This is a genomic window from Paenibacillus sp. cl6col (genome assembly GCF_900102125.1).
GTDB lineage: Bacteria > Bacillota > Bacilli > Paenibacillales > Paenibacillaceae > Paenibacillus_B > Paenibacillus_B suaedae.
This window is the reverse complement of record NZ_FNAZ01000018.1, coordinates 14,476-26,756: the sequence shown is the minus strand read 5'-3', so window position 1 is coordinate 26,756 and position 12,281 is coordinate 14,476. Positions and strand designations below refer to the sequence as shown.

Annotated in this window: 11 protein-coding genes; all 11 read left to right on the top strand. The window is 49.3% G+C overall.

Translation table 11 applies throughout. The features are described 5' to 3' along the window. The first annotated feature begins 11 nt into the window (after positions 1–11). The 11 genes from queF to ftsH all read left to right on the top strand — a co-directional run bounded on the left by queF (position 12) and on the right by ftsH (position 12,255). Positions 12–503 carry a preQ(1) synthase gene (gene queF, locus BLS15_RS27435; RefSeq protein ID WP_028532541.1) on the top strand — a complete coding sequence of 164 codons (492 nt, stop codon included), beginning with the start codon at positions 12–14 and terminating at the stop codon, positions 501–503. A 158-nt stretch (positions 504–661) separates the two neighbouring features. After that, positions 662–949 (top strand): sporulation protein YabP, encoded by a 288-nt coding sequence (yabP, locus tag BLS15_RS27430; RefSeq protein ID WP_021255187.1) that lies wholly within the window; start codon positions 662–664, stop codon positions 947–949. Next, positions 946–1,590 carry a spore cortex biosynthesis protein YabQ gene (gene yabQ, locus BLS15_RS27425; protein WP_028532540.1) on the top strand — a complete coding sequence of 215 codons (645 nt, stop codon included), beginning with the start codon at positions 946–948 and terminating at the stop codon, positions 1,588–1,590. Before yabP ends, yabQ begins: the two co-directional genes overlap by 4 nt. Positions 1,591–1,634: 44 nt before the next feature. Further along, entirely contained in the window at positions 1,635–1,967 is a 333-nt protein-coding gene (locus tag BLS15_RS27420; RefSeq protein ID WP_021255189.1) for an FtsB family cell division protein, read from the top strand. Positions 1,968–2,096: 129 nt separating this feature from the next. Beyond that, positions 2,097–2,570 carry a S1 domain-containing RNA-binding protein gene (locus BLS15_RS27415; RefSeq protein WP_021255190.1) on the top strand — a complete coding sequence of 158 codons (474 nt, stop codon included), beginning with the start codon at positions 2,097–2,099 and terminating at the stop codon, positions 2,568–2,570. 447 nt (positions 2,571–3,017) lie between these two features. After that, positions 3,018–5,537, top strand: coding sequence for a stage II sporulation protein E (spoIIE, locus tag BLS15_RS27410; RefSeq protein ID WP_028532539.1), 2,520 nt, complete (start codon positions 3,018–3,020; stop codon positions 5,535–5,537). Positions 5,538–5,687: 150 nt separating this feature from the next. Next, complete coding sequence (locus BLS15_RS27405; protein ID WP_028532538.1) at positions 5,688–6,455, top strand: vWA domain-containing protein; 768 nt, start codon at positions 5,688–5,690, stop codon at positions 6,453–6,455. Beyond that, entirely contained in the window at positions 6,409–7,476 is a 1,068-nt protein-coding gene (locus tag BLS15_RS27400) for a protein kinase domain-containing protein (RefSeq protein ID WP_081677014.1), read from the top strand. Before BLS15_RS27405 ends, BLS15_RS27400 begins: the two co-directional genes overlap by 47 nt. A 305-nt stretch (positions 7,477–7,781) precedes the next feature. Further along, positions 7,782–9,374 carry a tRNA lysidine(34) synthetase TilS gene (tilS, locus tag BLS15_RS27395; RefSeq protein ID WP_254777417.1) on the top strand — a complete coding sequence of 531 codons (1,593 nt, stop codon included), beginning with the start codon at positions 7,782–7,784 and terminating at the stop codon, positions 9,372–9,374. A gap of 90 nt (positions 9,375–9,464) precedes the next feature. Then, complete coding sequence (hpt, locus tag BLS15_RS27390; protein ID WP_021255195.1) at positions 9,465–10,010, top strand: hypoxanthine phosphoribosyltransferase; 546 nt, start codon at positions 9,465–9,467, stop codon at positions 10,008–10,010. 91 nt (positions 10,011–10,101) lie between these two features. Next, a complete protein-coding gene (ftsH, locus tag BLS15_RS27385; protein WP_028532536.1) occupies positions 10,102–12,255 on the top strand; it encodes an ATP-dependent zinc metalloprotease FtsH in 2,154 nt (717 codons plus the stop codon). Positions 12,256–12,281: the final 26 nt, after the last annotated feature.

Sequence of the window (12,281 nt, the reverse complement as noted above, 5' to 3'; positions counted from 1 at the left end):
ATTCAATGACGATGGCAGGAAGAAATGAAGCAGAATTGCATTTGAAGCAGCTTGGATTGAAGACGGAGTACCCGTCAGACTATGCACCAGACATTTTGGAGTCATTCGACAACAAACATCCTAACCGGGATTATTTCGTCAAATTCAATTGTCCGGAATTTACAAGTCTATGTCCGATTACGGGACAGCCAGACTTTGCGACCATTTACATCAGCTATATCCCGGGTGTGAAATGTGTGGAGAGCAAGTCGCTCAAGCTGTATTTGTTCAGTTTTCGCAACCATGGCGACTTCCATGAGGATTGCGTGAACATCATAATGAATGATCTGATTAAGCTGCTTGATCCGAGATATATCGAGGTATGGGGCAAATTTACCCCGCGTGGCGGCATCTCGATTGACCCGTACTGCAACTATGGCCAGCCGGGTACGAAATATGAAGAGATGGCTGCTCATCGACTGATGAACCATGATATGTATCCAGAGAAGGTAGACAACCGCTAAGGTATAAGATGCTGGCAACGACTGAGCAATCACAATAAATAGAGCAAGCGAAGAGAGAGAGTATACGTTCATAGTATAATCCTCTCTCCTTGCTATAGTTGCAGTTCTAATCTTCAATCTCCTTCATAAGCTAGTGTTGAGAAGGAGGGGTACATGCCATGGTTGATTTCAATAAGCCAGCGGCCAAGCGCCAAGAAGTGAAGATGATGAACCGCAAGCTCCTCGAGATTAGCGGAGTGAGCAAGGTAGAGAGCTTCGACAGTGAGGAGTTCCTGCTTGATACAGAATGCGGCTTCTTGACGATACGCGGCCACAATTTGCATATTAAAAATTTGAGCCTGGAACAAGGCTTGGTTGCCATCGAAGGTACGGTCAACTCCCTGACCTATTTGGATGCGAATGCGCAGGACAAGTCGAAGGGCTTTTTCGGTAAGTTATTCAAGTGAACCTCCACACTCAATGGATGACCGTGATGCTCATGATGATGAGCGGACTTGCGCTTGGTCTGGTGTTCGACAGCTACCGTGTCGTCGCAGGCCAATTCAAGTTTCCACGGTGGACGCTGCCTGTATTCGATCTACTCTATTGGCTGGCAGCGACGCTATTCGTGTTCCAAATGCTCGTGAAGGGCAATCAGGGAGAATTAAGATTTTATGTGCTGCTTGGTCTAGCAGCAGGCGCATGGCTGTATGCTGTCTTTCTTAGCAGAATAACCGTTATGATTGTGAAATGGGTAGTTGCCGCCATAAAGGCCATATGGCACTTCGCAATGCGGTGTGTGTATGTGCTTATTGTACTGCCGTTCAAAGGGATATGGGCAGGAATAAAAGCACTTACATTATTTTTCATATCGTCTGCTATGTTCCTCCTCAAAATTGTGCTACAATGTTTACGACCGCTCTGGCTGCTCATCGCATGGTTGTTCAAGCCGCTTGTCATGCCGCTATGGAACCGATTCAGAATGACGGAACGGTGCAAGGGCATATGGCAAGGGGTGATATCAGCCGGCAAGCGCATTTCCGCGTGGCTCATTGGTGTACGTTGCCAGATGAGGCGGTTCCTTGACCTGTTTAGACGCAAGCGTTAGCGGGTAAGGTGTATCGTGAGCTACTGATACAAGGGGGTGCACGTATGTCGGTGTCTAAATCCCGAAGACATACTCCAAGCCGCAACCAAGATAACAAAATAGCGGGAGCCAAGCGCAGATTGCGCATGTGGCTGATCTTCATGGCGTTGTTTATAGGGTGGGGCACGTATACGTACTTCAGTCAATTGAACACGATGGAAGAGCTTCGCTCAGATTTGAAGGCGCGTGAGAAGGAGAAGGGCGAAGTCGAACAGGTTCGCAACGATCTGCGTCAAGAGGTCGATCGGCTCAATACAACGGAATACATACTGCAATTGGCGCGAAGCCGAGGTATGGTGCTTCCGGACGAACTCCTCATCCGCAAACACGACGAATAGAGCGTAAAATCAGGACAACCGTCGGTTGACCAATGTTGCGCCATTACAGTATAATCACGACATAAGCATTGCTTTTTTGCTTTTGAGCAATGTTCCGTTTAACATTTTAAGGGAGGAACATTTTATTCTATGACAATTGAAGTGGGCACCAAGTTAGAAGGCAAGGTGACAGGGATTACGCATTTTGGAGCGTTCGTTGATCTGTCGGGAGGTGTCACGGGACTGGTTCACATCTCTGAAATTGCCGATAACTATGTCAAGGACGTGAATGACCATTTGAAGATTGACGATACAGTCACGGTCAAAGTTATTAACGTCGACAAGGACGGCAAGATCGGCTTGTCTATTAAGCAAGCAGTCGATAAACCTGTAACGGAACAGAGACCTCCAAGAGGACCTCGTCCGGACCGTCCTCCAGGAAGAGACGGGGGCAATAGCAGGTATGGACACGGGAACCGGGATCGAGGGGGACGCAAGTCGCCTAGTTTCGCTTCTTTTGAGGATAAGATGTCGCGCTTCCTTAAGGATAGTGAAGAACGCATTTCTTCTTTGAAGAAGAATACGGAATCCAAGCGTGGAGGCCGTGGAGCACGCCGCATGTAATCGTCCATGACGACAACGTAATTAAAGCCGCAAGCCGGGCAACCGGTTTTTGCGGTTTTTTTGCGTGTGCAGATAAGCAAAACATGTAGACATCCGGACGCCATGATCTGACGGGATCGTCGTTTCCTTGCCGCACAATTGCTGGAAAAACTTTTTTTGTCGTGTCGGCCTGCCTGTACGACAGGTTCTTACGCCTTTCCGTATGCTTTATTGTCAAATGACCGTCGACCCTAGCGGATGGACGACAAAAATATGACATCTTCTCTTCAAAGCTGCTTAAATGGAAATCGGCCAAACCCCTGATACGCGCACATATTCCGCACTGGAAAGCGCTCGCGACGCTTGTCGGAAAGTTTTTTTGACCCCTTTCCTTTTTATGACAAACTATTTCTATCACCTTTTCTATAATGAGAGGCACACAATTCATAGAATAGGTGGTGCCAAATGATGAGTAAGACAAAGATCATTCCATTTCCAAAAAGAGGCTGGCAGGATATCAAGGAAGAAGGAACCGGATGGATGAATGTGCCTAGCAAATGGCGTCTGGACGGATTCCAACGTATGCTAGGTACGCGCAAATGGACGATTATGTTCGTCCTGATCGGCTTCCTTCTTGGTCGTGCCATGATCTTGAATGAATTATTCCCGTTTGCGGCTGCCTTTTTTGCGGTTGTATATTTCTCGCGCCGGGAGCTGGCTACGTGGGTGGGAACTGCATTGTTAGCCGGAAGCTTGTTCGCTCCAGAGCAAATTACAATAATGATGGGGATGCAGCTGCTGCTCATTGTCCTCATGTATCGTGGATGGAAGGCTTATGATAGACGTTCAGATATGAACATCGCACCATTGATGGTGTTTGCGGCTAGTCTTATTGTGAAGCTGCTCGTCACTTTTCTATCACACTCTTTTACTTGGTATGCCCTAGCAATGGATGTTACAGATGCGGCGCTTGGCTTCGTCTTAACGCTCGTATTTGTTCAAGCCCTACCCGTACTAACGATGAGTAAACGCAATTATACGCTTCGTGTGGATGAAATGATTTGCCTAATGATTCTGCTTGCTTCTATGATGACAGGTGCTGTCGGCTGGAGTGTACAGGGCATGCAGCTGGATCATATTTTATCACGCTATTTCGTTCTTCTGTTTGCCCTAGTTGGCGGAGCGCCGTTAGGCGCATCAGTAGGCGTTGTGCTAGGACTAATCCTTGGTCTTGCAGAGCCGAGCTCACTATCGCAAATGAGCGTACTAGCCTTCTCTGGTCTGCTTGCAGGACTGCTGCGGGAAGGGAAGCGCTGGGCAGTTGCCTTCGGTATGCTGCTAGGTACGGCAATCTTATCGGTCTATATTGGTCCTCCTGAGCAGGTCATGGTATCGACATGGGAGACGATAGCCGCAGCCGCCCTATTTCTGCTTACTCCCAAATCCATATGCCGCACATTGGCTAAGTATGTCCCAGGGACGAGTGAGCATACGAATTCACAGCATGAATATGCGAAGCGCATGCGCGACATGACGGCAGAGCGCGTCCAGCAGTTCTCCAAGGTATTCGATCAGCTGTCACACAGCTTCAAGCAGGCTGCACCTACGACGACTGGTGATGCACCTGCGCAGGCAGGTGAGGAAGAGATATCGGATGGAGTTATTGAGGCTGCATCCGTGGTTACATGCGGGGCATGTCCGCGAAGGCAGGCATGTTGGGGCCGCAAGTCGATCCAGACGATGACGATGATGAAGCAAATGCTCGTGAAGGTGGAGGGGAACCCGGAGTTCGCATGGAAGGACAAGCCGCTCCCTCACTCTTGGAAGACACATTGCCTGCGGGCGCATCAGATGCTTACGGTGCTGCGAGATCAGCATATTCGGAACATACATGAGGAACATTGGCGCAGGCAGCTGCAGGACAGTCGCCAGTTTGTAGCTGAGCAATTATCAGGGGTTTCGCAGGTCATGGACGACTTAGCGAAGGAAATTCAGCGCGAGGGCAGAGAACTGTTCATGCAGGAGGAGCAGATCCGTCAGGCCGTAGAAGATCTAGGATTGTCGGTTCACCGTGTAGATATCATGTCACTGGATCCTGGGCGTGTGGAGATTGAAATGGTGCATTCCTTCACGGAAGGATATGATGAATGCCGCAAGCTGATTGCCCCGCTGCTGTCAGATATATTGGGCGAGCATATTGCCGTACGGGACGAATCCATTACCAGATCGGAAGGGCAGGGGGTTGTCTCCTTCGTAACCGCGAAGGCCTTCGAGGTTGATACAGGGATGGCGGGTACTGCCAAGGGAGGTGGAATGCTGTCGGGAGATAGCTTTAGTGCGCTCGAGCTGGGCAGCGGCAAGTTCGCTGTTGCTTTAAGTGACGGAATGGGGAATGGAGAGAGGGCGCGTTTGGAGAGCAGCACGGCACTTCACTTGCTTGCTCAGCTGCTTCAGGCAGGAATTGAGGAGCAGTTGGCGATCAAGTCCGTCAATTCGGTGCTGACCCTTCGATCTCCTGATGAAGTGTACGCTACACTAGATTTAGCAATTATTGATTTATTCTCTGCCAAGACGATGTTGATTAAGAGTGGTTCAACGCCAAGCTTCATTAAGCGAGGCGAAGAAGTTCATTTAGTTTCCTCGAACAATTTGCCGATAGGTATATTACAGGATATTGAAATTGAACTGGTTGACGCCTCTCTATCACCGGGTGATATCGTGGTAATGATGACAGACGGGGTATTTGATGCGCCTGGGTCGGCCGTTAATAAGGAATTATGGATGAAGCGGCTCATCCAGGAGCTCGAGACCGACGACCCGCAGGAAATTGCTGATCTCCTGCTAGAGACTGTCATCCGGCATTCGGGCGGACGTATTGATGATGATATGACCATTGTTGTCACGCGTGTAACGAGACATCGACCACAATGGGCGACTTTGCACTGGAGTGGGGGTGATCGAATCGAACGGCCGATGCCTGTCAGTTGATTATCCATGAACAGACAATGAACGATTATTCCTCATTTGCTTCTCAGACTTCTCCCGAGAGGGGAGGACTCACACTATGGTTAAACTCTCCTATTATGGGGCACACTAGAACTATATTCATAGTGACCATAGGGAGATGAATGAAGGATGATGAAGCAAATTCTTCTCATTACGGATGGATGCTCCAATGTAGGCATTCAGCCAGCCATTGCCGCCGCGGAGGCAAGGGAGAACGGAATAACGGTCAATGTAGTCGGCATTGTTGATTATGGTACAATTGGACAATTGGGTGCTTGCGAGATTGAGGAGATTGCTAGTGCAGGCGGTGGTGTAAGCCGCATCGTGCAATCGCATGAGCTGTCACAGACGATTCAGATGATGACACGTAAGACGGTAGTGCAGACGATACAGCAGGCTGTGAATAAGGAATTGAAGCTAATTCTGGGTGATGCTGCAACTGATGGCGTGCAAGCACTTCCACTGGAGAAGCGTTCTGAAGTGGTTCGTGTCATGGACGAAATGACGGAACAGTCAGCGCTTAAGGTGGCGCTGCTCATTGATGCTAGTGCAAGCATGAAGCCGAAGCTGGCCGCAGTCGAGGAAGCGATACGAGATTTAATGCTTAGCCTGCAAGCTCGAAGCGGCAAGAGTGAGCTGTGTGTATTTCATTTTCCTGGCCCATATGGGGGAGAGGAAGCAGTACAGGACTTGGAGTGGACGGATGAAATCACGCGTGCGAAGAAGTTGTTCCAGCGACTGAATATGCGTGGGACAACACCGACTGGCCCGGCTTTGCTGCAAGTCATAGATTATTATCGTGCGGCACCTCGTACTGTGAACAAGGAAGCAGAAGTGGTGCCTATTAATCATCATGAAAGAATGGAAATGGACGGGGTATGGAGTGACTACATCGTTTAAGGAAAGGCGACAACTCAATAGATCATCCCAAAAATCCCAAAAGGGAGACTCCCATCACCAGTTGCGGGCAGGCATGGTGCTGGATGGGGTATGGAATCACCGTGCCTATCGGATTGAGCGTCTTCTTGGAAGTGGCGCCAATGGGGTAGTCTATCTGGTGACGATGCTGTCGGCCCCTAATGATGGACGTGGGGGAACGATAGGCACCTTTGCGTTGAAAATAAGCGCCAACGCCGTTGATCTCCAATCGGAAGTGAATGCCCTTGGCAGTCTGGAGAAGCAGCGGCGAACATCCTCCCGATCATCAGCTCACCAAGACAATCGCCCCTTCCTTGTTGATGTAGATGATGCAGATATGAATGGGGAGCGTATATCCTTTTATGTAATGCGCTATGTTCCAGGTGAAAGTATTAAAGCTTACATCCGGAAGAAGGGCCCCAGGTGGTACGGTATAGTGGGGAGCAAACTGCTGGCGAAGCTGCATAATGTACATCGGCATGGATGGGTATTCGGCGATCTTAAGGCGGAAAATGTCATTGTAGGTAATGGCGGAGAGGTTGAGCTTGTTGATTATGGAGGATTAACGAGCAGAGGGAAGAGCGTAAAGCAATTCACTGAAATGTATGATCGGGGGTATTGGCATGCAGGCTCGCGTACAGCAGATGATGGATATGATCTGTTCTCATTTGCCATATTGACGATTCAAGTGCTCGGGGGAAAGGAGTTCCGTGAGCGCATGAAGCGAGCATTGCCCCAAACGCGGGAAGTAAAGGAAGTACTGGAGCTTGTTCATACTCATCCTGTCCTGCGGCATTATGAGTCATGGCTTGTCCATGCGTTAAAGGGGACATTTGCAAATTCGGAAGAAGCATGCCGGATGTGGGATGAATTAAGTCGCCGCTTGCATCGATCGGGGATGCGGCCATACCGGCCAACTCCGCTATGGATGAAGTGGTTTTTTGCTGTATCTGTTATTTTGTTTGCAATTAGTATCGTATGGTGGACAGGAAGCTTCTATTAATTTTATAGCCTAAATTGTGGTATATTGGTAACAATCATATGCATCTTATCCGTAGGAACAACGTAGTTATACATACATACTTATTAAGAAGATGTTCGAAATGGAGGCAGTTGAGCTCAATCGACTTCCGATGGATGCAGTGCAGGCTTCACGGGCTCGATTGGTAGCACGCTGATTTTGAACGTGCTTCATCGATTTGGTATGCTTCATACATAGCAAGACGGGACATGAACCTGCACGTGAGTGGAGCTTTACTGCGGAAGCATGCAGGTGCTTGAATGAATGCCGGGAATCGGGGATGAATAATGACAGCAGGACAATCATCGGACGGTGAGCAATTCAATACTTGGGACAAATGGATAGAGCGATTGGAAGCCGATTGGTGTAAGAGAGGTCTCTGGGGTGCAGGTGCTGTAATGGTAGTAGCTGTATCAGGCGGTCCGGATTCGATGCTGCTTCTACATGCATTGGCTGCATTGAACGAACGAAGTGACTGCAAGCCGGGCAGGCTCATTGTTGCCCATGTTCATCATGGATTTCGCGGGCAAGAATCAGATGAAGAGGCCAGATTCGTCGAGCAGGAAGCGGCAAGATTGGGGCTTCCATTTGAGATGATCCGGGTCGATGCTCCTGGTTTAGCGAAGCGGGAAGGACTTAATCCTCAGGCGGCAGCAAGGCAGCTTCGATATGAGTTCCTCATCCGTACTGCCAGTCATTATGGAGCTACTCATGTTGCGCTTGCTCATCATGCGGATGACCAAGCCGAGACCGTACTTATGCGCTTAATAAGAGGATCAGGCAGCACGGGGTTAGCTGGAATGGCGTGGAGCCGCGAAGAAGAAGGGCTGCTCTTTGTTCGGCCATTGCTAATGCTGCGTAAGATGGAAGTGCTCCATTGGTGCTCAGTGCGGGACATTCCATATGTGAACGACAGCAGCAACACCAAGCGCAGTTATTTTCGCAATCGGATGCGACTGGATATTATCCCTCAGCTTGAGGAGGAGAATCCGAGACTTGTTGAAGCGCTCTGCAGGATGGCGGACTCACTGCGTGATGAAGATGATTATATGGAAGCGGAGACCCGCAGGTTGTTTCAACGTCACGTAAAGGCGGTAAACGATGGTAGGTCCGGTGACAGCAATGCCGCATTATTTATTCCGCATGTGCAGGCGGGATATATTCTTGATCGGAACACCTTTCTAGGATTACATGTTGCTTTACAACGCAGGTTGATTAAACTAATATTAAATTATCTTACACGAGGTTCGGATCAGATTGATTTTGAAGCCGTTGACTCAGCAAGAGTGAGGGCAGCAGGCGAGTGTTCGACTACGTGGAGGGTGGATGTTGCTCAAGACATTGTATTTGCGCGTGAATATGAGCGTTTGCTATGGCTTCGGATACACCATGATTCTACAGAAGGTGCAGACTGCAAGACTGGCTTTACGATACATAGAACCGATGCAATGGGGCAATTGTCATTACCGAATAACAATAGCACACTGCGGTGGACGACTGTGGCAGAAGTGAAGGCTGGCAGCGATGCCGGAAGGAGCGAGAGCTTTTCAGCGGGTCAACATCATCACGGACAGGCTTGGGAAGCTTCATTTGATGCTGAAGAGCTGTGTTGGCCGCTTGTTGTTCGTACTCGGCAGCCAGGAGATCGGATGCGGGTGCAAGGACTAAATGGCAGCAAAAAAGTGCAAGATATGTTCGTTGACTTGAAAATCGCGCCGTCATTGCGTGACACGATTCCTCTTGTTGCGGACGCGAACGAACACATTGTGTGGATACCTGGAGTGCGGCGTTCTAATGCGGCATATGTGCAGCCTTCGACACAAGCGGTCGTTCATTTTGCACTGGAGGGCGGAGCCCATGAGCGATCTGTCCATCCATGAGGTAACGAACACATAGCCGGTCATTGGGTTGCCGCATGGAACGATTAACGTTCACATAAGATTGAGTATTCACAATAGGAGGGCCCATCATTGCATAACGACATTGAGAAGGTAGTATTTAGCGAGGAACAGCTTCAAGCAAAAGTACAGGAATTGGGTGAACAGATTAGCCGCGATTACGCTGGTAAATGTCCGCTCGTTATTTGCGTGCTCAAGGGCGCGTTCATTTTTATGGCCGATTTGGTCAAGAATGTTACAGTACCGTTGGAATTGGACTTCATGGCGGTATCCAGCTATGGCGCATCGACGAAGTCTTCGGGCGTTGTGCGCATTATGAAAGATTTGGATGTATCGGTTGAAGGCCGCGACGTTCTCATTGTGGAGGACATTATTGATACAGGGCTGACCCTCAGTTACTTAATTGAGGTGCTTCAGGGCCGCAAGGCGAACTCGATCCGTGTAGTTACTCTGTTCGATAAGCCAGCGCGTCGCACCACTAATATGGAAGCAGACTACAAAGGCTTCGTTCTGCCGGATGAGTTCATCGTTGGGTACGGACTTGATTTTGCTGAGAAGTATCGCAACCTTCCATACATTGGCGTATTGAAGCGTGAGATTTATTCCGACGAGGTGTAGAATCATTCATTCTCATCGCTTAGATGGTCAAGTTGTGATGGCAATACGTGCTATGATACAATAATTTCGTGTCTTTGAGAGGAGGTTGGGGATGAATCGCTTTTTTAAGAACTCTGGTTTTTATCTGATTCTTTTTCTAGTCGTGGTCGGCATTGTCCAATTCATTGGCAACGGCGGAGAAGCCACGGAAACCCCGAGATATGACCAGTTTCGCAAAGAGTTAGCGGCCAACAATATAGACGAAATGACGATTCAATATGAAGGTCGGGCATATTTGGTCATCGGTAAATATAAGAAAATTCCAGATGGACAGAAATCTCAGCAGTTCGTAACGTATATTCCAGATAGCTCACCAGCTATTGAGGAGATTATGAAGGCCGATACGGCACAGCAATCCCTCAAGCTTACGTGGAAGAAGATGGAGGAGCAAAGCCTATGGCTGACGGTTCTGACTTCCTTCATTCCATTTGTGATCATGTTCATCCTGTTCTTCGTCTTCTTTAATCAAGCTCAGGGTGGCGGCGGCAAGGTCATGAATTTCGGTAAGAGCCGTGCTCGCTTGTATAATGAAGAGAAGAAGCGTGTTACCTTCGAGGATGTTGCAGGGGCGGATGAAGAGAAGCAGGAATTGGTCGAGGTCGTCGAATTCCTTAAGGATCCGCGCAAGTTCGCAGCACTCGGCGCACGCATACCGAAGGGCGTTCTTCTGAACGGTCCTCCAGGTACAGGTAAGACATTGCTTGCACGTGCTGTTGCAGGCGAAGCAGGAGTTCCTTTCTTCAGCATTTCTGGTTCTGACTTCGTTGAAATGTTCGTCGGTGTCGGTGCATCCCGTGTGCGAGACCTGTTCGAAAATGCGAAGAAAAATGCTCCTTGTATTATCTTTATTGATGAAATCGATGCTGTTGGTCGTCAGCGCGGCGCCGGTCTTGGCGGCGGTCATGACGAGCGGGAGCAGACGCTTAACCAATTGCTCGTCGAGATGGACGGTTTCGGCGCCAATGAAGGAATCATCATTGTCGCAGCAACGAACCGACCGGATATTCTCGATCCAGCATTGCTCCGTCCAGGTCGTTTCGACCGTCAAATCACAGTGGATCGCCCTGACTTGAAGGGCCGGGAAGCTGTATTGAAGGTTCACGCGCGCAACAAGCCGCTGAACAAGGACGTGAAGCTGAATACAATTGCCAAGCGTACAACTGGATTTACTGGTGCCGACTTGGAGAACTTGCTGAACGAAGCAGCATTGCTTGCAGCGCGCAAAAACCATAAAGACATTACGATGACAGATGTGGACGAAGCAATCGACCGCGTTATCGTAGGTACAGAGAAGCGCAGCCGCATGATCAGCGATCGAGAAAAACGTATTGTCGCGTTCCATGAAGCCGGTCATACCATTATCGGATACTTCTTGGAACATGCAGATATGGTGCACAAGGTTACGATTATTCCTCGCGGACGTGCTGGCGGATACGTCATCATGCTGCCGAAGGAAGATCGTATGCTTACAACAAAGCAAGAGCTTCTGGACAGAGTTACAGGTTTGCTTGGTGGTCGGGTTGCTGAGGAATTGTTCATCGGCGAAATTGGCACAGGCGCTTATAGTGACTTCCAGCAAGCAACACGAATTGTGCGCAGCATGATTATGGAGTACGGCATGAGCGAGAAGCTCGGCCCAATGCAGTTCGGCAACCGTCAAGGAGAAGTATTCCTCGGTCGTGACCTTGGTCATGAACAGAACTACTCTGATGCGATTGCTTACGAAATCGATCAGGAGATGCAGCGTATCATGAACGAGTGCTACGAGCGTGCGAAGACATTGCTGACGAAGCATACTCGCGAAATGAACCTCATCGCCAATACATTGCTTGAGTTGGAGACACTCGAACTTGATCAAATCAAGCAATTGATCGAGAATGGCCACATCTCCGATAAGAAGTCGGATGGAGATGAGTCTGCCGGCACACCGGTGACAGGCGGCACATCCTCCAGTACGCCAATTATTGAAACTACTGGCGATGTGAAGGTGAACCTTGTTGGCAAGCCAGAGAAGCTTGGCCCTACGCAGTGGGATTCCCCAGCTGATGCTAAGCCGGAAGGCGACATTCCGAACGGAGCCTCACCAGAGGACTTCCGCAGCAATGAGCCACAGGCAGTTGAACGTCCAGATGCTCCTTCCGAGCAGTCAGAGACGAATACAGATGCCACAGGCAATCCGGATGACAACAAGAACAAGAACCAATAGAATAGCCCTCATTCGCCGATTTGGCG